Source organism: Lysobacter sp. SCRH-1R (genome assembly GCF_057747855.1).
In genome coordinates, this window is sequence record NZ_CM173227.1 from 543,975 (window position 1) to 567,423 (window position 23,449).

26 protein-coding genes and 1 tRNA gene are annotated in these 23,449 nt (G+C 68.1%); 20 read left to right on the forward strand and 7 right to left on the reverse strand.

Going from position 1 to position 23,449, the window contains the following annotated elements; translation table 11 throughout:
* Positions 1-309 precede the first annotated feature (309 nt).
* From birA to AC3ANK_RS02420, 5 genes are all read left to right on the forward strand, one after another.
* The gene (gene birA / locus AC3ANK_RS02400; protein WP_484172045.1) at positions 310-1,299 is read left to right on the forward strand and encodes a bifunctional biotin--[acetyl-CoA-carboxylase] ligase/biotin operon repressor BirA; all 990 of its coding nucleotides are present in this window, start codon (positions 310-312) and stop codon (positions 1,297-1,299) included.
* Positions 1,296-2,036 carry a type III pantothenate kinase gene (locus AC3ANK_RS02405; protein WP_484172046.1) on the forward strand — a complete coding sequence of 247 codons (741 nt, stop codon included), beginning with the start codon at positions 1,296-1,298 and terminating at the stop codon, positions 2,034-2,036. Before birA ends, AC3ANK_RS02405 begins: the two co-directional genes overlap by 4 nt.
* 9 nt (positions 2,037-2,045) lie before the next feature.
* Positions 2,046-2,762: an SPOR domain-containing protein gene (locus AC3ANK_RS02410; RefSeq protein WP_484172047.1), complete on the forward strand. Its 717-nt coding sequence runs from the start codon at positions 2,046-2,048 to the stop codon at positions 2,760-2,762.
* A gap of 49 nt (positions 2,763-2,811) precedes the next feature.
* Positions 2,812-2,887: transfer RNA gene (locus AC3ANK_RS02415), tRNA-Thr, on the forward strand.
* 471 nt (positions 2,888-3,358) lie between these two features.
* The gene (locus tag AC3ANK_RS02420) at positions 3,359-3,763 is read left to right on the forward strand and encodes a hypothetical protein (protein WP_484172048.1); all 405 of its coding nucleotides are present in this window, start codon (positions 3,359-3,361) and stop codon (positions 3,761-3,763) included.
* Positions 3,764-3,815: 52 nt separating this feature from the next.
* On the opposite strand, the gene AC3ANK_RS02425 is transcribed toward AC3ANK_RS02420, so the two are convergent.
* Positions 3,816-4,121 (reverse strand): HigA family addiction module antitoxin, encoded by a 306-nt coding sequence (locus AC3ANK_RS02425; protein ID WP_206860138.1) that lies wholly within the window; start codon positions 4,119-4,121, stop codon positions 3,816-3,818.
* A 140-nt stretch (positions 4,122-4,261) separates the two neighbouring features.
* Here AC3ANK_RS02425 and AC3ANK_RS02430 point away from each other — a divergent pair, with 140 nt between their 5' ends.
* The 13 genes from AC3ANK_RS02430 (at position 4,262) to AC3ANK_RS02490 (ending at position 13,557) form a co-directional block, all read left to right on the forward strand.
* On the forward strand, positions 4,262-4,639 hold the full coding sequence (locus AC3ANK_RS02430; RefSeq protein WP_206860137.1) for a PAAR domain-containing protein: 378 nt from the start codon (positions 4,262-4,264) through the stop codon (positions 4,637-4,639).
* Positions 4,636-5,145 (forward strand): PAAR domain-containing protein, encoded by a 510-nt coding sequence (locus AC3ANK_RS02435; protein WP_206860136.1) that lies wholly within the window; start codon positions 4,636-4,638, stop codon positions 5,143-5,145. The genes AC3ANK_RS02430 and AC3ANK_RS02435 overlap by 4 nt, the downstream gene beginning before the upstream one ends.
* A gap of 972 nt (positions 5,146-6,117) precedes the next feature.
* Positions 6,118-6,567: a hypothetical protein gene (locus tag AC3ANK_RS02440; RefSeq protein ID WP_484172049.1), complete on the forward strand. Its 450-nt coding sequence runs from the start codon at positions 6,118-6,120 to the stop codon at positions 6,565-6,567.
* Positions 6,548-7,075 (forward strand): hypothetical protein, encoded by a 528-nt coding sequence (locus AC3ANK_RS02445; protein WP_206860134.1) that lies wholly within the window; start codon positions 6,548-6,550, stop codon positions 7,073-7,075. Before AC3ANK_RS02440 ends, AC3ANK_RS02445 begins: the two co-directional genes overlap by 20 nt.
* Positions 7,076-7,220: 145 nt before the next feature.
* Positions 7,221-8,144, forward strand: coding sequence for an arginase (rocF, locus tag AC3ANK_RS02450; RefSeq protein WP_206860133.1), 924 nt, complete (start codon positions 7,221-7,223; stop codon positions 8,142-8,144).
* A gap of 106 nt (positions 8,145-8,250) precedes the next feature.
* Positions 8,251-8,385, forward strand: a complete 135-nt coding sequence (locus tag AC3ANK_RS02455; RefSeq protein WP_206860132.1) for an entericidin A/B family lipoprotein — start codon at positions 8,251-8,253, stop codon at positions 8,383-8,385.
* Between the two features lie 182 nt (positions 8,386-8,567).
* Complete coding sequence (locus AC3ANK_RS02460; RefSeq protein WP_206860131.1) at positions 8,568-8,699, forward strand: entericidin A/B family lipoprotein; 132 nt, start codon at positions 8,568-8,570, stop codon at positions 8,697-8,699.
* Positions 8,700-8,867: 168 nt separating this feature from the next.
* On the forward strand, positions 8,868-9,020 hold the full coding sequence (locus AC3ANK_RS02465; protein WP_206860130.1) for an entericidin A/B family lipoprotein: 153 nt from the start codon (positions 8,868-8,870) through the stop codon (positions 9,018-9,020).
* Between the two features lie 208 nt (positions 9,021-9,228).
* Positions 9,229-9,429, forward strand: coding sequence for a CsbD family protein (locus tag AC3ANK_RS02470; RefSeq protein WP_206860129.1), 201 nt, complete (start codon positions 9,229-9,231; stop codon positions 9,427-9,429).
* 251 nt (positions 9,430-9,680) lie between these two features.
* Positions 9,681-10,997, forward strand: a complete 1,317-nt coding sequence (locus AC3ANK_RS02475; protein ID WP_484172050.1) for a tryptophan--tRNA ligase — start codon at positions 9,681-9,683, stop codon at positions 10,995-10,997.
* Positions 10,994-11,305, forward strand: coding sequence for a hypothetical protein (locus AC3ANK_RS02480; protein WP_206860127.1), 312 nt, complete (start codon positions 10,994-10,996; stop codon positions 11,303-11,305). The genes AC3ANK_RS02475 and AC3ANK_RS02480 overlap by 4 nt, the downstream gene beginning before the upstream one ends.
* A gap of 84 nt (positions 11,306-11,389) precedes the next feature.
* The gene (locus AC3ANK_RS02485; protein WP_484172051.1) at positions 11,390-12,349 is read left to right on the forward strand and encodes an MBL fold metallo-hydrolase; all 960 of its coding nucleotides are present in this window, start codon (positions 11,390-11,392) and stop codon (positions 12,347-12,349) included.
* 107 nt (positions 12,350-12,456) lie between these two features.
* A complete protein-coding gene (locus AC3ANK_RS02490) occupies positions 12,457-13,557 on the forward strand; it encodes a GGDEF domain-containing protein (RefSeq protein WP_206860125.1) in 1,101 nt (366 codons plus the stop codon).
* A gap of 63 nt (positions 13,558-13,620) precedes the next feature.
* Here AC3ANK_RS02490 and AC3ANK_RS02495 read toward each other — a convergent pair whose 3' ends face one another.
* From AC3ANK_RS02495 to AC3ANK_RS02520, 6 genes are all read right to left on the reverse strand, one after another.
* Entirely contained in the window at positions 13,621-14,007 is a 387-nt protein-coding gene (locus AC3ANK_RS02495; RefSeq protein ID WP_484172052.1) for a VOC family protein, read from the reverse strand.
* A 185-nt stretch (positions 14,008-14,192) separates the two neighbouring features.
* Entirely contained in the window at positions 14,193-15,611 is a 1,419-nt protein-coding gene (locus tag AC3ANK_RS02500; protein WP_484172053.1) for a dihydrolipoamide acetyltransferase family protein, read from the reverse strand.
* Between the two features lie 98 nt (positions 15,612-15,709).
* Positions 15,710-16,072 carry an SH3 domain-containing protein gene (locus AC3ANK_RS02505; protein ID WP_206860122.1) on the reverse strand — a complete coding sequence of 121 codons (363 nt, stop codon included), beginning with the start codon at positions 16,070-16,072 and terminating at the stop codon, positions 15,710-15,712.
* A gap of 3 nt (positions 16,073-16,075) precedes the next feature.
* On the reverse strand, positions 16,076-17,104 hold the full coding sequence (locus AC3ANK_RS02510; protein WP_484172054.1) for an alpha-ketoacid dehydrogenase subunit beta: 1,029 nt from the start codon (positions 17,102-17,104) through the stop codon (positions 16,076-16,078).
* The gene (gene pdhA, locus AC3ANK_RS02515) at positions 17,104-18,174 is read right to left on the reverse strand and encodes a pyruvate dehydrogenase (acetyl-transferring) E1 component subunit alpha (RefSeq protein WP_484172055.1); all 1,071 of its coding nucleotides are present in this window, start codon (positions 18,172-18,174) and stop codon (positions 17,104-17,106) included. Before pdhA ends, AC3ANK_RS02510 begins: the two co-directional genes overlap by 1 nt.
* Before the next feature lie 334 nt (positions 18,175-18,508).
* Positions 18,509-21,766: a lamin tail domain-containing protein gene (locus tag AC3ANK_RS02520; RefSeq protein WP_484172056.1), complete on the reverse strand. Its 3,258-nt coding sequence runs from the start codon at positions 21,764-21,766 to the stop codon at positions 18,509-18,511.
* 214 nt (positions 21,767-21,980) lie between these two features.
* On the opposite strand from AC3ANK_RS02520, the gene AC3ANK_RS02525 reads away from it, so the two are divergent.
* Positions 21,981-22,868: a tryptophan 2,3-dioxygenase gene (locus AC3ANK_RS02525; protein WP_484172057.1), complete on the forward strand. Its 888-nt coding sequence runs from the start codon at positions 21,981-21,983 to the stop codon at positions 22,866-22,868.
* Positions 22,865-23,287 (forward strand): NUDIX domain-containing protein, encoded by a 423-nt coding sequence (locus tag AC3ANK_RS02530; protein WP_206860117.1) that lies wholly within the window; start codon positions 22,865-22,867, stop codon positions 23,285-23,287. Before AC3ANK_RS02525 ends, AC3ANK_RS02530 begins: the two co-directional genes overlap by 4 nt.
* Positions 23,288-23,449 lie beyond the last annotated feature (162 nt).

Below are 23,449 nucleotides of genomic sequence, written 5' to 3' on the forward strand. Positions count from 1 at the left end.
ATCCTGCCGGCGGGCCGGCAACGTCGTCGGTCCGGACGGCGCCTTGCCAACGCCATCATCTCCTATCGATGCGCCGATGGAGCAAAGCGTTGCAACGCTTCGGCGCGCACCGCCATCGTCCCGCCGAATCCCCGCGCGCGGTGTGCCGCGAGCGCCTTTCGGGAGGGTCCCGGAGCGCCCGGCGCCGTTCGTCGGTTGCAGGCGGCTCCCGCATAATCCGCGCATGACGTCGCTTACTTCCCGCCGCTCCCGCGCCCGCCGTCGCCCGGTCAGGCCCGTCACTCCTGCCGAATGCGCGCGCGCCCGCCGATGAACGATCGCGAACTGCTCCAGCGCCTGATCGCCGGCCCGGTCTCGGGCGACGCCCTGGCCCGCGAAGGCGGGCAGACCCGCGCCGCCGTGTGGAAGCGCATCGAAACCCTGCGCGAGGCCGGCGTCCCGATCCAGGCCCAGGCCGGGCGCGGCTACGCACTCGCGGCGCCGATGGACCTGCTCGACGCGGAGGCGATCCGCGCCGCGTTGCCGTCGCCGGTCCGCGATGCGTTGGCGTTGCTCGAAACCGCGTGGTCGATCGACTCGACCAACACCGAACTGCTGCGTCGTCCGGTGCCGACGCGAGGCGCCGACGTCCTGCTGGCGGAGCGCCAGACCGGCGGGCGCGGACGGCGGGGCCGCCCCTGGGCCTCGCCGTTGGCCGCGCACCTGTACCTCTCGGTGTCGCGCCAGTTCGGCGGCGGGCTGGCGCGGCTGGGTGGGCTCAGTCTGGTGGCCGGCGTCGCGGCGGCCGAAGCACTGCGCGAAGCCGGCTTCGGCGTCGCGTTGAAATGGCCCAACGACCTCGTCGTCCCCGCGCAGGACGGTACGCTGCGCAAGCTCGGCGGAGTACTGGTCGAAGGCGGTGGCGAACACGCCGGACCGGTGCGCGCGGTGATCGGCATGGGCATCAACGTGCGCATGCCGGCGGCAATCGCCGCCGGCATCGACCAACCCTGGTGCGATCTGGCCGGCCTTTCGGATGCATCGCCGGACCGCAACCGCCTCGCCGCCGCCGTCCTCGCGCGGTTGTTGCCGGCGCTGGACGAATTCGACGCCGAGGGACTGGCGCCGTTCCGCGAACGCTACGCCGCGCTCGATGTGCTCACCGAACGTCGCGTCACCCTGCACACGCCATCGGGCGAACTGCACGGCATCGCGCTGGGACTCGCCGACGACGGCGCGCTGCGCGTGCGCCTGGCCGGCGGCGAGGAGCGCAGCTTCCATTCCGGCGAAGTCAGCGTGCGCAGCGGAGCGGCGGCATGAGCGCGTGGCTGTTCGACCTCGGCAACACGCGGCTGAAATGCGCCCCGCTGCATGCGGACGGCCGCATCGGCGACGCCATCGCGCTGCCGCATCGCGAAGAGGACATCGCCGCCGCGATGGCGTTGCACCTGCCCGCGCGCATCGACGTCGCGTACCTGGCGAGCGTCGCGCAGCAGGGCCTTCGGGTCGCGGTGCTCGACGCATTGGCCGCGCGCTGCGGGCGCATTTCCATCGCGCGGACACAGCCGCGTTTCGACGAGCTGCGCATCGCCTACGCCGATCCGCGCAAGCTCGGCGTGGATCGCTTCCTCGCGCTGCTGGGCGCGCGCGCCCGCGTTCGCGGTGCGGCGCTGGTGTGCGGCGTGGGGACGGCGCTCACGATCGATCTGGTCGACGCGGACGGCCGCCATCTCGGCGGTCGCATCGCGCCGTCGCCGACGCTGATGCGCGAAGCGCTGCACGCGCGTGCGCCGCAATTGCCGGAAACCGGCGGCGCATACGAGGACTTCGCGAGCGACACCGAGGATGCGCTGGTATCCGGTTGCGACGGCGCGGGCGTGGCCCTGATCGAGCACAGCCTGCGCGTCGCGACCGACCGCCTCGGTCAGGCGCCGGCGGTCCTGCTGCACGGCGGCGGATCGGACGCGCTGGCCCGCCACCTGCCGAACGCGACCGAAGTCGCAACGCTGGTGCTGGAAGGCCTGGCCCGCTGGGCCTGCGTCGAAACCGCCGCTTAGAATCGCCCCATGCTCGCTCGCGCCCTGGTCGTCCTGCTGCTGGTGCTCAATCTCGGTGTGGCCGCCTGGTGGACGCTGCGCGCGCCGCCGGCGCCCGCGCCCGCGTTCGTGCCGCCGGCGGGCGTGGCGCGCCTGCAACTGGCGAGCGAGACGGTGAAGGCGACGGCGCCTACCGCGACGACATCCGCCGCGCCGGCGCCGACTTCACCGGCGGCAACGCCCCCCGTCGCGTCGGCCGCCACCGCGCCTGCGCCGCCTGCAACCGCAACCGCGCGCTGCTACAGCGTCGGCCCGTTCGCCAACAGCGCCGCCGCATCGAATGCGCGCGAAGTGCTGATGGCCGTCGCCACCCGCGTCGTGCCGCGCGAGCAGCGCACCGGAAGCGGCCGAGGCTGGCGCGTCTACCTGCCCGCCGCGGCGTCGGCCGAGGAAGCGTCCGCGACCGCGCAGCGCATCGCCGCCGCCGGTTTCAACGACTATTTCATCGTCCGTCAGGGCGACGAGACGAACTCGATCGCGCTCGGCCGCTACCGCAGCGAAAACTCCGCACGCCGCCGCGCCGAAAGCCTCGTCGCCGCCGGCTTCCCCGCGCGCGCCGAACCGCTGGGCGACGGCCGCACCAGCGTCTGGCTGGACCTCGTCGCCAAGCCCGCATTCGATCCCGCACGTGCCGAAGCCGCCGTGCAGGTCCCGGCCCGCGAACTCGACTGCGCGCGCATGCGCTGACCGTTCCGACATGAACCTGCGCGTCGCCGCAGGCTAGAATGCCCTCTTCGCCGGCATAGCTCAGTTGGTAGAGCAACCGCCTTGTAAGCGGTAGGTCGTCAGTTCGATCCTGACTGCCGGCACCAGAAGCGTTTGAAGGCCCTGCGGATCGCGGGGTTTTTTTGTTGGTGGCGCGTGGGTGATGGCTGGGAGTGTCGTCCGGCCCTGGTGTCGAGGGCGGACCACCCGCCCATTTTCCCCTCTACGCACACCCTGATTTCACGGGACGAGCGAACTGGCGTGTGCCACGCGCGGCGTCGCGGGGCGCTACTATTTCCCATTGCTCCGTCTGCGTGATGGGCGCAGCGTTGTCGAGTCACCGCAAATTCGGTGATCGGGTTTAGCAGCCCGCAGCTAAGGCGCGTAAGCGCCCATCGTCCGATGCTCGGCGCTTTTTTCATGCCCGCATCGCGATGGGCGTCAGTGCTGTTCGCTTTACGGCGGGCGGCGCGGGGGCACCGCAAGGTGCGCCGGTCCTTGGCCCGGTCTGCTAACCCCGCGTCGTCCGTCACCATTTAGCAGCGGTGGCGGATTTCCTATAAGCCAAGGAATCCATCATGCCGAAGTCCGCTTTCCCGCCGCGACGCAATTACGCGCGTCGCACTGGCCGCGCGCCCTTCTTCGATCTGCCCTTCGTGTCCCACCCGGGCAAAGGCCAGCACAGCAACTGGCAGGTACCGCCCGTGCAGGACTATGCCGAGGCGTGCGGCTTGGGCCGCGAATACGCCGCACATCTTCTGCAGTACCTCAAGGACAACCCGGACTCCGTCGGTTCGAACCTGCTGGGCCACATCGCCAAGCACATCGACTTCACGGACACGTCCGTCGCGAAAGGCTGCTGGGTCGGCTTCTTCACGCATCTGGAGCGCGTGCTGCATCACGGCGCCAGTTCGATCGATGTTTTCGCGGATGTGGATGAAGTGAAGGCCCATTACGCACGCTTGGTGAGAGTGCATCCATGAACGCTATGCACGATCCGCCGCACTCCGGCTAAGTCCTGCGCGACGTCGCGGATCAACCCACCGCCGCGCGCGGATGCACGTCGCGCGCGATCTCGGCCCGGTTGGGCAGCGTCTTCAACTCATAGTCGGCCTGCAACGCCATCCAGCTGCCGGCGTCGCCGCCGAAATAGCGGGCGAGGCGCTCGGCCGTGTCCGCGGTGATGCCACGACGCTCGTTGACGATCTCGTGCAGACGCGTCGCCGGCACGTGCAGCTTCACGGCGAGCGCATTGACGCTCATCTGCAATGGCGCAAGGAATTCCTCGCGCAGGATCTCGCCCGGATGGACGGGGCGCATGCGGTTGACGGGTCGATTCATGGGGTGTCGCGGGGTCTGCATCACTCATTGAAAGTAGAAGGACGGTTAGTTCAAGGCGAAAGAATCAGCTTGCGATCAGGTCGGGATGTCGGCCTATGGTTCGGCTGCAACACGTGCCGACAACAAGAAGGAGCCGAAGGATGCCTGGTAGCAACCCGCCGCAAACTTTGAATTTCGATACGCATGGAGACCGCGTCCTGCGAAGGACGTACCGGATCGCAGTGCTGGGAACGAGGACAGAACGAGGTGGCGTTGTGGTCGCGGTCCACGACAAGATTCACGAGCTGGAGGGGCGCCTCGTCGCATGCGTAGGCGACACCGTCCGATACTCCGACGGCACTGAGTCCAGGATCTCGACAGGCATCCCCAAGGTGCTGGTCAATGATCGCCCGTTGGCGGTCGTCGGAAGCCAACTGGAGAACGGAGACACGCTGGTCGAAAGCCCGCAGAGCACCTCCGGGATCGTGGAGTTCGACGACGATGAGCTGCTCCTGGTTCCGTGCGAGATGCCCAAATGAGCGAGCGGTTCCTGTGTGTGGTGGGTGACCCCACCACCGGGGGAGGTCAGGCGCTGACGGGGGCGGCGGGGTTCGACCTCGAATGTCTCGACGGTGTTCTCAGGCCAGTCGTTCGGGTGGGGGACCCCGTGCTCTGCGGGCAATGCGGTCCCACGCAGGTCGTGTCGGGCGTTGAGGCGTTCTGGGTAAGCGGCCCCCTCGTCGCGGCGGACGGGAGTGATCTCGCCTGCGGGCACAAGCTCGTCGCAAAGCTGCAGCGCGGCTTCTCCGTTACGGACGGAACGTCCGCCCGCAGGGGGCGACTCGCGGCGGCTCGCGCCGGCATACGTAGCCCCGCCGTCTGGGGTGCGATACAGCGCCCAGTTCGTGGTCAGGGACGCGAAAGGGCGCCCGGTCGCCGACTTCCCGTATCTCATCGTCGACGGTGCGGGAAAGGAGTATCGGGGGCGCACCAACACCGCCGGCGAAACTGCGCGGCGGTACTCGTCTGTATACACCCGCTTTGAGCTCTACCCGGACGAGACGGTTGAGCAAGGTGGTAACGGACTGGAAGTGTGCAAGGAGTGCTGACGATGCCAAATACTCAACAACGTGGCGTTCCATTGGCGCAAACGACTGCTTCCGAAGATCACGCGCGACAGCAGGTAGTGAGGGCCGATGGCCGTCGAATTCAATATCATTTCATTGCTGCGCCTCTCGATTCTGGAGCGCCCGGCGGACGCGCTTCGGATCGAATCGTCACGGACAGCGCGAGTAAACTCAGGAACCTGCCATATGTCGTTACCGAGGCAGGGAACAAAGAAAGAGTGCTTCACAGAACGAGCAACGGAAAATCGTTCTCGCTTCTCGGAACCACTTACGTAACTCCGGTTATTCCTGTTCCCGATGATGTCGCCGAGGTCGAAATATAGTTGGGTAACGACGCCTACGAGGCCCGTAGGATTTCGCCGCTATTCCGTGTCACGCCAAACGCGGAAGGTTTGACGGTTGTCTATATTCATGAACTGCCGCACCTCCGCTTGAGTCGGCTCCAGGCAAGCCCCGCGACTACGGCTGCCTATCCAGTGGCGGCGCATGCTCAAACCTTCAAGAAGCCAGACGACACGCACATCGGCTACCTGACAGGCGATGTATGGAAGGACTTCTCATACGAATTCTCCATTACAGACATCTCTCGTCTCTGCGCGCCGTCCACTCTAACCCGGCCTTTCGCAGAGGATCGTGGGCGGAATCGAGTCCGCCCCGCAGCAACGAGACCAGAGTTACCGCCTACTGCAACTGGGGAAGGAAGGCCGATTCCACCATTTCCTGGACGTCACGAGGTCGTTCCACCGCCCGCGCTCCCACGCCCCGACACACAGGAAACCCTAATCATTGACGATCGGGCGGCTGTCCTCTTGCCGATATTTGAGGGGCGATATGACGGGCTGATAGGCGCCCGCCACAGTGACTGGGGCTGCCACATTGACCTTCCGATCGTGAATATCCGCCTGCGTTATCAGCAAGGTGCGTTCGCGAACGCGATCGGGGCTGGGGAGCGCATCACTGTGGCCGATGTTCTGAAGCGCACCAATCCATTGACTTATAAGGGCGTTATCGAAGCGGCCTGGAAGTCAGGCATCGACGAACTGGTACTCAGCAGCACGTGGCGCCCAATGCTTGGATCAGTGCTGCATCGCATGGGCGTGGGGCTGGATGTAGTGTTCGTTGATGACTTTGATGACCGAGATGCCCAAGGGCGGCCGATCAGCCGTTTCCAGGTGAACATCGCGTCGGGCGCGAGGAGCCGACTCTATTCAACATTTGAGGCGATCGTCTTCGCAGACTCGGAAAATCTCGGTGGGTTCAAGGCGGACCCTTGGCTCAACACTGACCAGACCCATCGAAACCATCTTCACGTGTCCGCTGTTGACCCCGACGCAGATTGAGCTCGAACCCATGAAAAGCGAATTTGTTGTGGCCTTGGCTCTAGCAGTCACCCCCGTATCGGCAACCGCAGACGGAGTTAGCTCTCCCGACGCGTCGTCTGGCTCGCCTTGCCGGTCCGAAGAACTGCGGAACTTCCGATCCGTCGTTTTCGCGAAGGCTGCCGAACCCGACACGCTGTGGCGACTTTTGACCAAGGTGCTGTGCGGCTTTGATGATCCGGCAGACTCTGCCGCAGTCGTGCTGCCGTATCTCCCGCAGCCCGTGCGTTTGGTGGAGGAAACCTTCACTTCGGAAGGAAACATTGAACAAGTGGCCAGGCGTGCGCCCCCAAAGGAGGTCGTCGGCATGCTCATCCCGGCACGTGAACCAGGCTATGCCGATCTAAGGGTCCACAATAGGCAGAGCATTCGCTTACAGACCAACAACGACGTTTGCGCAATGGACATGAGTGCGGAGTTGCGCAAGAGAAAATGGGTCGTGCGCGAGGTGCGAACACAATGCGAGTAGGCGGGTTGAGGGGCGTCCGGTATCGTGGACTTCTGCTCCGGCGGGTGACGGCGGTCGTTCGGCTAGAAGTTTGACCGTATCTGCTTATGATTCAGCTACTTACGTCGATCCCCGGGCGCCTACACCTCAAGAGGACCCCCGTTCGATGAGCCGCACCTATCCCCCCGTTTCGCTGATCGGCGCGCCCACGGATGTCGGCGCTGGACACCGCGGCGCGCGGTTGGGGCCGGAGGCGCTGCGCATCGCGGGGCTTGGGGAGGCGCTCGCCAAGCGCGGCGTGGACGTGATCGATCGCGGCAATCTCGACGGTCCGCGCAATCCCTGGCAGAAGCCGGTCGAGGGCTACCGCCACCTGGCCGAGGTGGTCGCGTGGAACCGTGCGGTGATGGACGCCGTCGGCGCCGAGCTCGACGAAGGTCGCATGCCGATCCTGCTGGGCGGCGACCACTGCCTGGGCCTGGGGTCGATCACCGCCGTCGCGCGCCATTGCCGCAGGGCCGGCAAGCAGCTGCGCGTGCTGTGGCTCGATGCGCATGCGGACTTCAACACGCACGAGGTCACGCCGTCCGGCAACATCCACGGCATGCCGGTGGCGTGCCTGTGCGGGCTCGGGCCCGATGCGCTCATCAACCTCGGCGGCGACGCCCCGGCGCTGCGGCCGGACGAGATCCGCCAGATCGGCATCCGTTCGGTCGACGAAGGCGAGAAGCGCCTCGTGCAGGAATACGGCCTGGACGTGTACGACATGCGCTACATCGACGAGATCGGCATGAAGCGCGTGATGGAGGAAGCGCTGGAAGGCGTGGACGACAACACGCACCTGCACGTGAGCTTCGACGTCGATTTCCTCGATCCCAGCATCGCGCCGGGCGTGGGCACCACGGTGCCGGGCGGGCCGAACTACCGCGAGGCGCAGCTGGTGATGGAGATGATCGCCGACACCGGGTGCATGGCGTCGCTCGACATCGTCGAACTCAATCCGATCATCGACAAGCGCAACCGCACCGCGAAGCTGGCGGTGGACCTGGTGGAGAGCCTGTTCGGCAAGTCCACGCTGATGCGCGACTGAACCGGATCCGCGGATCGCGGCGGACGGCGCCCGGCGGCAGGTGCGGCACCGTTGCCATCGTGCGATGCTTCGCGCCCATCGACCCAACGTCTCCCGGGAGAGACATATGAAGCGTTCCATCGCCACGCTGCTGCTCGTCGCCCTGTCGCTCGTCCTGCTCAACGGCTGCAACACCATGGAAGGCCTGGGCAAGGACGTGGAGAAGCTCGGCCAGAAGATCGACGAGAAGGCGAGCAACTGATCCACGCGTCGCGTGCGCTGCGAAGGCCGGCTTCTGCCGGCCTTTCTTTTTCCGGCGTTCGGGCGCGGACGAAGCGGCGCCAGCCGTGCACGGGGCCATCCACCGCGCGTTCACGGTCCCTCGCGTCAGATGCAGGCGCACGCCACGAGCGTGACCAGGAATTCCCACGAACGAGGTGACCCATGAAGCGTTTGATGGCCCTGTTGCTGCTGGCCCTGTTTTCCGTCGGCACGCTGAGCGCGTGCAACACGATCGCCGGCGCCGGCAAGGACGTGCAGAAGGCGGGCGAGAAGGTCGAGGACGCGGCGAAGTAAGCGCCGCACGGAACCGCCGAACGCATCGGAAGGGCCGGCATTCGCCGGCCTCTCCGTTGCTGGCCGAGCGCTGAATCGCGCGCTCCCACATCCACTTCGCTTTCACGCCTTCTCGCGTGTGATGCATCCACCGCACGCCGTGGCGTGCCTGGAGCCGAGGAGACTTCCATGAAGCGTTTGATGGCACTGCTGCTGCTGGCCATGTTCTCGATGGGCACCCTGAGCGCCTGCAACACCGTCGCCGGCGCCGGCAAGGACGTGCAGAGCGCGGGCGAGAAGGTCGAGAACACGGCCGAGGACTGCAAGGACGGCAAGTGCTGATGCACGAAGCGTGACGCAACCCGATTGCCGAACAAGGGGCCGGAGCGATCCGGCCCCTTGTTTTTCAGGGGTTTTGCGCAAGCCCGGTTCGAGTGCATTCACCGACATCAAACGCCGGCTAACACAATCGCGACTCCATTCGAATGGCCCGATTGCGATGCTGGCCCCGCGGTTGAAGCCGTCACTTACGACAAGAGGAATGCAACGGATGAACAAAGACATCATCGCCGGCAAGTGGACGCAGTTGAAGGGCAAGGCGCAGGCGCGTTGGGGCGACCTGACCGACGACGACTTCGATGTCGCCGAAGGCAACGCCGAATATCTCGCCGGCAAGCTGCAGGAACGCTACGGCTGGGAACGCGATCGCGCCCAGCAGGAAGTTCGCGACTTCGAGAAGACGCTGAACTGACGTAGTGAATGCGGCGCGCGCGCCGGCATCGGGGCGGCCCCCGGCTGCCACCGGCGCGCGCAACGGCACGAACGCCGCGTCGGAAAGAACAGGCCGGCCGGGAAGGAGCAGGGCGGACGCGCAAGCGGGCCGCCCTTTCTGTTGCCTGTCCTGCCGCGATCGCGGGACGGGCGGGAGCGCCCCGGGTGACAGGGCGTCCGCTGGCGTTCCGCCGGGTACACTGTGGGGCCGTTTCCCGCCGTCAGCGTTCCATGAGCCTCACCCGCGTCCTCACCGGCATCACCACCTCGGGCACCCCGCACCTGGGCAACTACGTCGGCGCGATCCGCCCCGCCGTCGCGGCCAGTCGCGATCCTGGCGTGGAGAGCTTCTACTTCCTCGCCGATTACCACGCCCTGATCAAGGTGCAGGATCCGGCGCGCGTGCAGCGCTCGACGCTGGAAATCGCCGTGACCTGGCTCGCCTGCGGGCTGGAGCCGGACAAGGTGTGGTTCTACCGCCAGAGCGACGTGCCGGAAGTGCAGGAGCTGACGTGGTTCCTGACCTGCGTCGCCGGCAAGGGCATCCTCAACCGCGCGCATGCCTACAAGGCCGCGGTGGACCGGAACCGCGAGACCGGCGAGGACGACGATGCGGGCGTGAGCGCCGGGCTTTTCATGTATCCGGTGCTGATGGCGGCCGACATCCTGCTGTTCAACGCGAACCAGGTGCCGGTCGGTCGCGACCAGATCCAGCACATCGAGATGGCGCGCGATTTCGGACAGCGCTTCAACCATCTCTACGGCGAGCATTTCGCGCTGCCCGAAGCGGTGATCGACGAGAACGTCGCGACGCTCCCCGGCCTCGACGGCCGCAAGATGAGCAAGAGCTACGACAATACGATCCCGCTGTTCACGCCGCGCGAGACGTTGAGGAAGCTGATCTATTCGATCGTGACCGATTCGCGCGCGCCGGGCGAGGCGAAGGACGCCGACACCTCCAACGTGTTCCAGCTGTACCAGGCCTTCGCGTCGAACGATGAAACCGCGGCAATGCGCCGTGCCTTCGAGGACGGCATCGCGTGGGGCGAGGCGAAGCAGGCGCTGTTCGAACGCATCGATCGCGAGATCTCGCCGCTGCGCGAGAAGTACGAAGCGCTGATCGCCCGGCCTTCGCACATCGAAGCCATCCTGCGCGACGGTGCGCAACGCCTGCGCGCGCGTTACGCGCGCCCGACGCTCGACACGCTGCGCGCGGCGGTCGGCCTGCGCGACCTGTCGCAGGTGCAGGTCGGTGCGAAGACGAAAGCCGCGAAGGCCTCGCTGCCGACGTTCAAGCAGTATCGCGAAGCCGACGGGCGCTTCTACTTCAAGCTGGTCGATGGCGACCGCCTGTTGCTGCAAAGCGGCGCGTTCGACTCCGCGCGCGATGCGGGCACGCTCATCGCGAGCCTGAAGTCGGGCGCGACCGGGTTCGATGCGCTTGCCGGCCTGGCGACGCCCGCCGAGGGCGTATCGCCCGATGAAGTGCGCGAAGCGCTGGTCGCGATGATCGAAGCCGACCTGGAAAAGAGCGCGCAGAAGGCATGAACCCGTTCGTCGAACTCAACCTTGCGCTGATCCTGTTCCTGCCGTGGTTCGCGATCCTGGGCGTGCTGTACTGGATGTTCCCGCGCCAGCCGCGCACCGCCTCGCGCAAGCTGTTCGACGGCGTCGCGTTGCTGCTGGCGTTCACCGCGTTCCTGCTGAGCCTGTACTGGTCGCACGCGAACGCCGATCCGGTGTACGGCAAGATGTGGCAGCAGATCCTCGCCACCGCCGTGGGATACGGCGTGTTCCTGGCGGTGCTGACGGTGGCGTTCTTCGTGCGGCGCCGCTGGCTGCGCCGGCACACCTGATCGCGCATCACGACCAAAGCCGCATCGAGGCATCATCCGGCGCGGCCTAGACTGGGCGGACGTCCCCTCAAGGAGCGCCACGGCATGAACGACGCGCACGGCATCGTCACCATCGACACCGGATTCCAGCGGCCGGACTTCGACGCCGCCTACCTCATCGTCGAACACGGCCGCGGCGCCTACGTCGACTGCGGCACGCAGCATTCGGTTCCGGCGATGCTCGATGCGCTGTCCTGGCAGGGCCTGCAGCCGCAGGATGTCGACTGGCTGATCCTCACGCACGTGCACCTGGACCACGCCGGCGGCGCGGGCGCGCTGATGCGCGCGCTGCCGAACGCGACGCTGGCGGTGCATCCGCGCGGCGCGCCGCACATGATCGATCCCGAACGCCTCGTCGCCGGCGCCACCGCCGTGTACGGCGAGGAGGAAATCGCGCGCAGTTATGGCGAGATCGTGCCCATCGACGCGGTGCGCGTCCGCGAGGTGCACGACGGCGAAACGCTCGACCTGGCCGGCCGTCCGCTGCTGTGCATCGACACGCCCGGCCACGCACGCCATCACCTGTGCGTGTGGGACGAACGCAGCCGCAGCTGGTTCACCGGCGACACGTTCGGCCTGTCGTACCGCGAGTTCGACAACGCGCATGGCGAGCCGTTCGTGATCCCGACGAGTTCGCCCGTGCAGTTCGAACCCGAGCCGCTGAAGCGGTCGATCCGCACGATGCTGGCGCGCGATCCGGCGGCGATGTACCTCACGCATTACGGCCGTGTCGGCGACGTGGCGCGGCTCGGCAACGATCTGATCGACCAGATCGACGCGATGGTCGAGCTGGCGCGCGACGCGGAAGGCCGGGCGGACCGGCACGAGCGCCTGGTCGGGTCGCTGGCGGCGCTGTACCTCGGGCGCGCCCGCGAGCATGGCGCGCCGGTGACGGCGGAAGAGGCCCGCGCGCTGCTGGCCATCGACATCGAGCTCAACGCGCAGGGCCTGGAGGTCTGGCTGGCGCGCGAGGCCGCGGCCCAGCGCCCTGTTCAGGTTCGCTGACCTGCCGCGTCGCTGAACGGAGTGCGGGCAGCCGCGCAGGTTGTGGGCTGCATCACGAGTCGGGCGGCGGGCCGGGAGTAGCCTTAGCGACCTTTTTGGCCCCGCCCATGTCCGCCCTGCGCTCCCTTCCTCCGCCACCGCCCGACGAGGCGCGCCGCCAGGCCGCGCTGGACGCGTACGCGGTCGTGGATTCGGTGCCGGAGCAGTCGTACGACGACATCGTGCGGCTGGCGATCACGCTATGCGACGTGCCCGCGGCGGCGATCTCGCTGATCGACCACGATCGCCAGTGGTTCAAGGCCCAGATCGGCCTGGACACGCGCGAGACCGCGCGCAGCGAGGCGATCTGCGATCGCGTCATCCGCCATCCCGACCGCACGCTCGTGGTCGAGGACCTGCTCGAACATCCGGAACTGCCGCGTCCGGCGATGCGCGTGGATGGCGACCCGCTGCGCTTCTACGCCGGCGTGCCGCTGCTCAGTCCCGACGGCCAGCCGCTCGGCGCGGTGTGCGTGCTCGACAGCAGGCCGCGCACGCTCACCGACGCGCAGCGCGAAGGCCTGGAAGTGCTGGCGCGACAAACGCAGCACCTGCTCGAACTGCGTCGCTACGCGATGGAGCAGCGGCGCCTGCTCAGCGAGCGCGAGGCCTTCGCGCAGCGCCTGGAAGACGCGCGCGCCGACCTCCAGCGCCGCAACGACCTGCTCGAACACAGCGCCACGCACGACGCGCTGACCGGCCTGCTCAACCGTGCAGCGCTCGCCCAGCTGCGCGACAACGTCGAAGCGATGCGCCAGCTGCAGCAGGCGCCGTACACGCTGATGCTGCTCGACGTGGACCACTTCAAGGACGTCAACGACCGGCACGGCCACCTGCTCGGCGATCGCGCGCTGCGCGCCGTGGCCGACGCGGTGGCGGCGTCGATCCGCGACCACGACGTCGCGGTGCGTTATGGCGGCGAGGAATTCCTGATCCTGCTGCCCGACACGCGACTCGCGCAGGCCACGCAGGTGGCCGAACGCATCCGCCAGCGCATCGCCGTCGCGCCGCTGCCGTTCACGCTGACGGTGTCGATCGGCGTGGCGGCCGGCGAGCCGACGCGCGACTGGTCGGAGCAGGTGTTCGACCGCGCGGACCAGGCGTTGTATCGGGCGAAGGCGGGCGGACGCAATCGAGTGGTGGTGGACGATACGCCGGTGCACGATTGAGCGAAGCGTCGCATGGCGTTGTTTCGCGCTGCGCGCACTCACCATCCAGGCAGCCTTGCGGGCTCACGTCCATTCGTTAGGCAGAGACCGCTTCTCCGGTTCCTTCATCCGCACCACGCAGAACCGCTGTCCCGTCGGCGCTTCCATCACCCACCAGCGCTTCACGAACGCGACCTTCTTCGCGCCGAGCTTCTCGAGGCGTTCGGCTTCGGCATCGATGTCGTCGGCTTCGATGTCCAGATGCACGCGCGAAGGGTGATCGACCTTCTGCACCTCGATGTACAGGTCGCCTGGTGTGTCGCCGAAGTACTGGTATTCGGCCGTGTCGTCGCCGGCGTTGCGGTCGGCGATGGTGACCCCCAGCGCCTGCGCCCAGAAATCGGCGGCGGCGTCGAGGTCATCGGTCTTGCAGTCGATGATGAAACCGGCAAGGCGGCTGCGATGGACCATGGCAACACTCCCGTTCGGATGGCAGTGGTGGCAGGTTGTACCGCAGCTGCTGACAACCTGGTGTCAGCAGCTTTCACGTACAGTCGATGTCGCTCTCGTAGCCCGGGGAAGCGGAGCGCACCCGGAGCTTCGCCGAGGTGCATCCCGGGCGCGGCATCGCATGCCCGGGCTACGAATGCCGGTGATTACTGCGGCAACGCCATGTCGTCCAGCAGCGCCTTCAGGAAGCGCGCCGCTTCGCCGCCCGTGCAGGCGCGGTGGTCGAACGTCAACGAGATCGGCATGCGGCGATGCACTTCGATGCCGCCCATCACCGCGACCACGTCGTGGCTGAGCTTGCCCGCGCCAATGATCGCCACGCACGGCGGCACCACGACCGGCGTCGCGTAGCGGCCGGCGAACATGCCGAAGTTCGACAGCGAGATCGTGTAGCCGCTCAGTTCCGTCGCCGGAATCGTGCGGTCCTCGACCTGCGCACGCAGGCGCTGGATGGCGCCGCGCACGCCGGCGCCGTCGAGCATGTCGGCGTTGCGCAGCGCCGGGACGAACAGGCCGTCCTCGGTGTCCACGGCGATGCCGATGTCCACGTGCGGATGCAGCGTGCGGCTCAGCGTGTCGCCGTCGAACCAGGCGTTCAACGCCGGCACGGTCTTGCAGGCGGCGACGATCGCGCGCACCAGGCGCGCGGTGATGTCCTGCTTGCCGAGCCATGCGTGCAGGTCGGCGTCGTCGCACAGCGTGGTCGGCACGACCTTCGCGTGCGCGTCGGCCATCACGCGCGCCATGTTGCGACGCACGCCCTTGAGCTGCTCCGGCTGGCCGCTGGCGGAGACACCCGGCGGCTGCGTGCGCATCGGCTTGCCGCCCTGAGAAAGCGTGCTGCGCGACGGTGTCGTCGCCCCTGCCGTTTGCGGGATCGCGCTGGGGTGAGGGCGGGACGGCGGCAGGTCGGCGCCGCCGGTGCCTTTCACCCGGGCGGACGGGGCGATGCCCGAAGCCGAACCATCGGCCGCCGCGCGCTTCACGTCATCCATCGTCACCACGCCATCGGCGCCCGACGCGCGAACGCGCGCGATGTCCACGCCGAGCTTGCGCGCCATCGCACGCACGGCGGGCATCGCCTTCACGCCGCCGACCGCGACGGCCTGTTCGCTGCGCACCGCGTCGGAGCTCTGCATCGCGCCGACGACCGTGCCCGAATCCGCGCGTGCTTCGCCCTTGGGTGCTTCCTCGCCCGCATCGCTGATCACGCCGCCTTCGTCGGACGCGACCACCTTGTCGCCGTCTTCCGGCGCATGGCTGCCCGCGCCGTGGTGATGGCCGGTGTCCTGGCCTTCGGCGCGCTGCGGCATCGACGGGTCGATCTCGAACTCGGCCAGCATCTTGCCGGTGACGATCACGTCGCCCGCGGCGCCCGCCAACTTGATCACCTTGCCCGACACGGGCGAGGGCACGTCGACCACCGCCTTCGCGGTTTCCATCGACACCAGGTTGTCGTCGAGGCGGATCGTGTCGCCTTCCTTCACGTACCACTCGACGATCGTCGCGTCGGGCAGGCCCTCGCCGAGGTCGGGGAGCAGGAAGGTCTTCTTCGTGTTGGCCATACGGTCGTTGTCTCGTTGGAGTGCGGTGATGGCCCTCGCGCGGCGCGCGGCGGGCCGTGTCTTTCAATGGCGGAACGTGGAAAGCGCGGCGACGGCGGTCATGCGTCCTCGCCTTCGTCATCGTCGAGCAGTTCGAGCGCGCGCGCCGGAATCCAGCCCTGGTGGCCGAGCGCGTTCTCGGCCCACCACCAGTTCGCCAGCTCGTAGTGCAGCGTCAGCACTTCGTCGGCCTGCGCGTCGAGCTCGCGCGTGTCGTAGTCCTGCAGCGCGGTGGCCGGGCCCTGGTCGCGATCGAACAACCGCGCCGGAACCCAGCCCTCGTGCCCTTCGGCGATCGTGGTCCACACGAACTCCGGCCAGTCGGTGTCGCGCTCGCCAAGGTGCACGGCGTCGCCGCGCGCAAGCCGGATCGGCGGGCGATCCGGCGCGCTGTGCGAGACGACGACGCGTGCGTGACGCATGGCTCAGCTCGCCGCCAGCGTGCGCTTTGCCGCCGCGACGATGCGGTCGACGCTCGGCAGGTACTTCATTTCCAGGCGGAACAGCGGGATGTGCGTGTCGTAGCCGGTCACGCGTTCCACCGGCGCGAGCAGGTCGAACATCGATTCCTCGGCCAGGCGCGCGGCGATTTCCGCGCCGAAACCGGCGGTCTTCGGCGCTTCGTGCACGATCACGCAGCGGCCGGTGCGGCTCACCGATTCGGCGATGGTGTCGAAGTCCAGCGGACGCAGCGTGGCGACGTCGATGACTTCGGCGCTGATGCCTTCGGCTGCCAGTTTCTCCGCTGCTTCCAGCGCTTCCTTCACCTGCGCGCCCCACGTCACCAGCGTGACGTCGGTGCCGTCGCGCAGCACGTAGCACACGTCCAGCGGCAGCGCTTCGCCGTCGTCGGGCACGACTTCCTTGTACTGGCGGTAGATGCGCTTGGGCTCCATGAAGATCACCGGATCCGGATCGCGGATCGCGGCGAGCAGCAGGCCGTAGGCGCGCGCGGGCGAGGACGGCATCACCACCCGCAGGCCGGGCACGTTGGTGAAGATCGCTTCGTTCGCTTCGGAGTGATGCTCCGGCGCGCGGATGCCGCCGCCCCACGGCACGCGAAGCACCATCGGGCAGCTGAGGCGACCGCGCGTGCGGTAACGGAAGCGCGCGGCGTGGCAGATGATGTGGTCGACCATCGGGTACACGAAGCCGTCGAACTGCGATTCGGCGACCGGCTTCATGCCCTGCGACGCAAGGCCGACGGTGAGGCCGGCGATGGTGGTTTCGTCCAGCGGCGTGTCGAGCACGCGCTCCGGACCGAACTGCTGCTGCAGGCCGGCGGTGGCGCGGAACACGCCGCCGTTGACGCCGACGTCCTCGCCGAGCACCAGCACCTTCTCGTCGGCGCGCATCTCGTAGGCGAGCGCCTGCGTGATGGCTTCGATCAGCGTGATCGCCGTCGGCGTCGCGGCCTTCGCGGCGTCGATTTTCTTCTTGTCCTCGGCGTTCATCAGCGGCCCTCCTGTGCGAGCGCGAAGGCGCGTTGCGCCAGCAGGTCCGGCGGCGGATCGGCATAAAGGTAATCGAACATCGCCTCGACCGGCTGCACCGGCGTTTCCAGGTACGCGTTGATCTCGACGTCGACCTTCGCCGCGCACTCGTCGGCCCAGGCTTTCTCTTCCGCCTCGCTCCACACGCCCTGCGCGGTGAGGTAGGCACGCAGGCGCGCGATCGGCTCGCGCGTCCAGGCGTCCTTCACCTCGTCCTCGTTGCGGTAGCGGCGCGCGTCGTCGGCGGTGGTGTGGTCGTGCAGGCGATAGGTCATGAACTCGATCACGCTGCCGCCTTCGCCGCTGCGCGCGCGCTCGCTTGCGCGGCGCATGCCTTCGAGCACGGCGATGAGGTCGTTGCCGTCCACCTGCAGGCAATGCAGGCCGCCGGCCAGGCCCTTCTGCGCGAGCGTCTTCGCGCCGGTCTGCGCCGAACGCGGGACGGAGATCGCCCAGCCGTTGTTCACCACGCACAGGATCAGCGGAAGCTGGTACGCGCCGGCGGAATTGAGCGCGGCGTAGAAGTCGGTCTTCGACGAACCGCCGTCGCCGCAGCACGCCACGGCGAGCTGCTTCTGCTTCATAAGTTTGAACTTCAGCGCGGCGCCGGCGGCGTGGAGGCACTGCGTGGAGATCGGCACGCACCAGGCGTAATCCTGCTTCGGGCCGGAGAAGTCGTTGCCGCGTTCGTCGCCGCCCCAGTACAGCAGCACTTCGCGCGGCAGTACGCCGCGCATGAACTGCGCGCCGTACTCGCGATAGCTCGGCGCGAACACGTCGTCGGGCTGCATGGAAGCGCCAATGCCGACGTGCGTGGCTTCATGGCCCAGGCAGCTGGCGTAGGTGCCGAGCTTGCCGGTGCGTTGCAGCGCGATGGCCTTCGCGTCGAAGGTGCGCACGAACAGCATCTGCTTGAACAGCGGCAGCAACGCCTTGGGATCGCGGAATGCGGAAGGAAGTTCGGCGACGGGCTTGCCGTCCGGGCCGAGGTATTGCAGGTATTCGATTTCGAAGGTCGCGGCGACCGTCATCGCGGGAGTCCTGACTGGGTGTCGGGTGACAGGGAGCCGAAACGGCCGCGTCCCGGATCCAGTGCCGGCAGGGACCGTTCGGAGGGCTGGGCCGGGGCGCGCCCGACCTGGCTCCGAGGCGCGCAGGCGGCCGGGAAACCGGGCCGTAGCAACGCGCTGTTGGACGCGATGATACCCAAGCCCGCGTCAAGGCCCGTTGCGCGGTGCGGCATGCAACTTTGCGGAAAAGACGCTAGATGGCGCCGGACGCGTCGGTATGGAGCGCGGCTGAATGCGCGCCGGAAAGCGGAAAGGGCGCGGAATGCCGCGCCCTTCCGGCCGATCGTCCGGGTTCTCAGCGCCGGATCGCCACGCGCAGCGTGTCCGTATTATCGGACGCGTCGGGATCGGGCGTCACCGATTCGACGTGCGCGTTGAACTCCAGCTGCGTGCCGTTGGCCGGACGGTTCGGCACCACGATCGCGAAGGCGAACCACTGCACGCCCTGGCCGATGCCGCCGCCGTGCGTGCACTGCGCGCGGAAGCCGGCGACGGTCGCGGTGCGCGCGCAACTCCAACCGGACGGTGCGGCGATCGCGGCGGCCGACGCCGCGACGTTGCCGTCGATCGACAGCGTCGGTTGCGCGGCCGCGTCCGGGCCGGCATTGCGCACCGGCACGAGGAAGGTCGCGATGGCGCCACGGCGCACGGGCAGCGCGCCGCCTTCGATCCGCACCGACATGTCGGCCGCGGTCACCACGGTGATGCTCGCGGTGGCGTCGTTGTCTGCGTTGACCGGATCGCGCGTCTGCGAACGCGCAGCCACGGCCATGCGAACGACGGTGCCGTTCGGCAGCGACGGCATCGGCGTGAGCAGCGTGAATGTCGCCTGCGCCGTCGATGCGAACGAGCCGATCGTGCAGGCCACCGTCGTCGTCGCGGCGTCGTGCACCGGCGCGGCGCACGTCCAGCCGGCGGGCGCCGTGATGGACGGCGTCACATCGGCATCGAAGGCGAATGCGACGGCGGTGCCTTCCGCCGCATCCGGGCCGGCGTTGCGCACGTTGGCGCCCCACGTCGCGGTTTCGCCCGCACGCAGCGTCGACGGCGTCGCCGACGCGCTGGCCGACAGGTTCGCGCTGCGGAAATCCGGCACGCGGATCGAGACGCGCACCGGATCGTGGTCGGACACGCGCAGCGGCAGCGAGGCATCGCCGTAATGATCGACGGCGAAACCGGCGTTGATGCGCGCGTGTTCGACGGTGACGGCGGACGCGCCCATCACCACCGCTTCGTTCACCAGTGCATGGTCGAGCGTCTGCGCGCTGCCACCGAACACGTAGGACCAGCGCTGCGCCGGATCGGCGATGAGTTCCGAGCCGTCGATCAGCGGCGTCGTCACCGGGCTGTCGACGTAGGTCAGCACCTGGTCCTCCGGCGCTTCGGTGCCCTTGATGACACCGAGCACGTCGACGTAGCCGTCGTTGAACTCGAACGCGTTGAAGTCGCCGATCAGCACGATCTTCCCGGCGGGATTCGTCGCCTGCATCTGCTGCACCAAGCCGGCGAGATACGCCGCCTGCGCGCCGCGCTTGGCGCGAACACGCGCGCCGTCGGTGCTCCAGCCGTTGCTGCCGGGCGCGACCGAGTCGATGTCGTTGAGCGAGCGCAGGTGGTTGACGATCACGGTCACCGGATACGTAGCGCCATTGTCGTGATGCACGGAGGCGCGCAGCAGCAGCGGCGGGCGATCGTTGAGCAGGCTGGTGCTGCCGTCGGGATTGGCGAGCGTCGCGTCCTTGCCGAACTGCACGACTTCGTGCACCTCGACGCGCGACACGCCGGCGTCGACCGCGCGCGTGGACACCAGGAAGCCGACGTTGATGCCGCCCACGTCGTTGCCCTGCGACAGGTACGGCACGTACTGCGGCGCGCTCGCGCAGTTCGCGTTGATGCGATCGGCGAGCAGGCCCAGCACGCGCAGGTTCTCGACTTCGACCACGCCGAGGATGTCGGGCGCCTTGAGGTAATCGCAGATGACGCTCGCGGTCTTCGTCAGGCGCCTGTCGAGCGCTTCGGGCTTGATCGTCGGCGCGCCGTTGTTGTCGTCGATCTCGTCGAAGAAGCGCAGCAGGTTGAAGCCGCCGATGGTGACTTCATCCAGGCCCGCGTCGTTCACCGCTTGCGGCAGACGGCCGCCGGTGGCGGTCGGCGGCGTCCCGGTGTCGGGCAGCAGCGCCCAGGTGCCGCCGAAGTAGTCGAGCACGCCGGACAGGCCCGCGACCTGCGCGCCGGTATCGACCGACAGCGGGAACGCGCCGACCTGGCCGCGGCTGCGGATCATCAGGCGTTCCTGGTTGGTGTCGAACAGCGGAGGGTCCTTGCCCGGGGGCAGCGTCGCGAGCGCGGCGTCCATCACGCCGATGCCGGGTTCGCGGAACGGCGTGGGCACGTCGGGCAGCGTCACGTAGAAAACGCCGTCGCTGCTCGCGGTGGCGTCGTCCTCGTCGATGCGGCCTTCGGACGGGCCCACGACGACCGCGTTGCCGACGCTCACGCGCATGCCTTCCAGGCGTTCGAGCGTGCCCGGCGTGGCGTTCGGCGACAGATCGGCGGACGTGAGTTCGACCGGCGCGGGCAGGGCGAGGCCGGCTTCCAGCAACTCGACCGTCGGTCCGGTGATTTCGGTGATGGTGAGCTGGTTGACGTTGGAGGCCGGGACGAATTCCTCGACCTTGCCCGTCACGCGCACGCGGTTGCCGACGGCGGCGCTGGCGGGCGGCGCGGAACTGGTGAACACGAACACGCCGTTCGACGTGGCCGCATCGCCGTCGTCGTTCGCGGCCTGCAGGAAGAAGCCGTTGTTGAACTTCAACGCCGTGACGATGCCTTCTGTCACCACGCGCTCGCCTTCATGCGGCGAACGCAGCGCGCTGCCCTGGATCTGTCCGATCGTGCGCGGCGTCGCGGGTTCGGGTTCCGGCGTGGTCGATCCGCTGTTGCGCGGCGTGGGCGCGCCGGCGGTGAAGTCGGCGTTGTTGTTGTCGGTGTCGGTCGCGCCGTTGTCGTTGCGCAGCGCCGCGGTGGCGGCGCTGAGCGTCGGCGCCGCACCGGCGCCTTCGAAGAAGTTCGCGCTGCCGTAGCCGACGAGGTCGGCGATCAGCGCGCGTTGCTCGGCCGAGCACGGCGCGCTGCCGCCGTTGCAGGCGAGTGCGGCGGACTGGCGCACGAGAACGACCTTGCCCGCGCTGGCGGACATCGCCGCGGGGCCGGTGGCATCGGGTGCCGGCAGCGGCGCGCCGGCCGACCCGCCGCTCATCGCGACGAGGAAGTACTTGCCCGGCTGCACCGTGACGGACGGCAGCACGGCGACGCCGCTGAAGTTGCCGGTGCCGGTCGCGCTGGCGTACTGCACCGACATGCCGGCGAGCGAGACGGGCGCCGTGCCGCGGTTGTGGAGCTCGACGTAATCGTTGGCGTAGACGGCCGTGCCGCCACCGCCGCCGCCGTACACCTGGCTGATGACGACCTGCGCATGCGCGCCGCCGGCGAGGGCGAGCAGCGATGCGAAGGCGAACAACGCGACCGCCCGGCGGCCCCTGGCCCTGTCCATAGACTTCCCCGTTGTCGAGCCGCCCTGGCGGGCGGGCACTGAGAGTGAGCACCCGGTCCGCCAACGCCCCTGTCGCGGACCGGCCGAGTCTGCCGCATGGTCCGTCGCGGGTATTTCACGCCGGTGACCACGCCGCCATCCCCGGGCGCAAAGGGCCGATGCGTTACCCTTTTGGCCCCCTGGCCGGAACGATCCGGCGTCACCCGAGCCTGCAATGACGGTCGAGAAGAACGAGCGCGAACTGGAATCGAGCATCCACACCGACTTCGAAGGGCGGATGAGCTATTCCGGCTACCTGCAGCTCGACACGCTGCTGTCGGCGCAGCAGCGGCTGTCCAATCCGCCGCACCACGACGAACTGCTGTTCATCGTCCAGCACCAGGTCGCCGAGCTGTGGATGAAGCTGATGATCCACGAGCTCAAGGCGGCCATCGCGAACCTGCGCGAGGACCGCCTGGGCGAATGCCAGAAGATCTTCGCGCGCTGCAAGAACATCCTGCGCCAGCTCACCGAGATGTGGTCGGTGCTGGAAACGCTGACGCCGTCGGAATACATGGAATTCCGCGAGATCCTCGGGCCTTCGTCGGGCTTTCAGTCGCTGCAGTACCGCACGATCGAGTTCCTGCTCGGCAACAAGAACGCGTCGATGCTCAAGGTCTTCTCGCACGACGCGAAGGCGGAAGGCGCGCTGCGCGAGGTGCTCGAATCGCCGAGCCTGTACGACGAAGTGCTGCGCTACCTCGCGCGCCACGGTCATGCGGTTCCGGCACGCCACGTCGAGCGCGACTGGTCGCAGTCGCACGTGGCCGACCCGGCGCTGCTGCCGGTGTTCGAACGCATCTACGAGAACGTCGACGCGCACTGGGCCGCGTACCACCTGTGCGAGGACCTGGTCGACCTGGAAAGCCAGTTCCAGCTGTGGCGCTTCCGCCACATGCGCACGGTGATGCGCATCATCGGCTTCAAGCGCGGCACTGGCGGCTCCAGTGGCGTGGGCTTCCTCAAGCAGGCGCTGGAACTGACCTTCTTCCCGGAACTGTTCGACGTGCGCACGATGATCGGCGCGCAGGCCGGGTACGGCACGCCACCGCCGGCGAAATGACGACGTCGCGGCCGGTGCACGACTGCGTCGGCGCGCTGCTGGTGCGCGATGGGCGGGTGCTGCTCGGCCGCCGCAGCGACGATTGCGACTGGCTGGCCGGCGCGTGGGACGTGTTCGGCGGCCACGTCGAAGCGGGGGAGAGCGGCGAGCAGGCGATCGCGCGCGAGCTGGCGGAGGAGCTCGGCATCGTCGCGCGCGACTTCTTCTATCTCGATCGCCTCGAAGGCGCCGCGCCCGAGCCATGGCGCCTTCGGCTCTACCTCGTCCGCGACTGGAGCGGCGAGCCGGCGAACCTCGCCGAGCACACCGAGCTGCGCTGGTGCGCGCTGGACGAGGCCCAGGCGCTGCTGCGCGACGCGCATGCGGATTTCCCGCGTTTGCTCGCCTTGGCGATCGAAGCCGCCGCCGCGGGCGGCTAGGCGCGACGCCGTCCCCGTTCAGCTGCGATGCTGCGGCGCAGCACGACTTTTCGGCATTCACGCGGGTTTGACGGATCGGGCGCCGGCCGGTAATCCTCCCCGGTCCCGTGCCGCCCGGCGTGGGTTTTCCTTTGCCAGTACTTGATCCACCACGGGGGATAC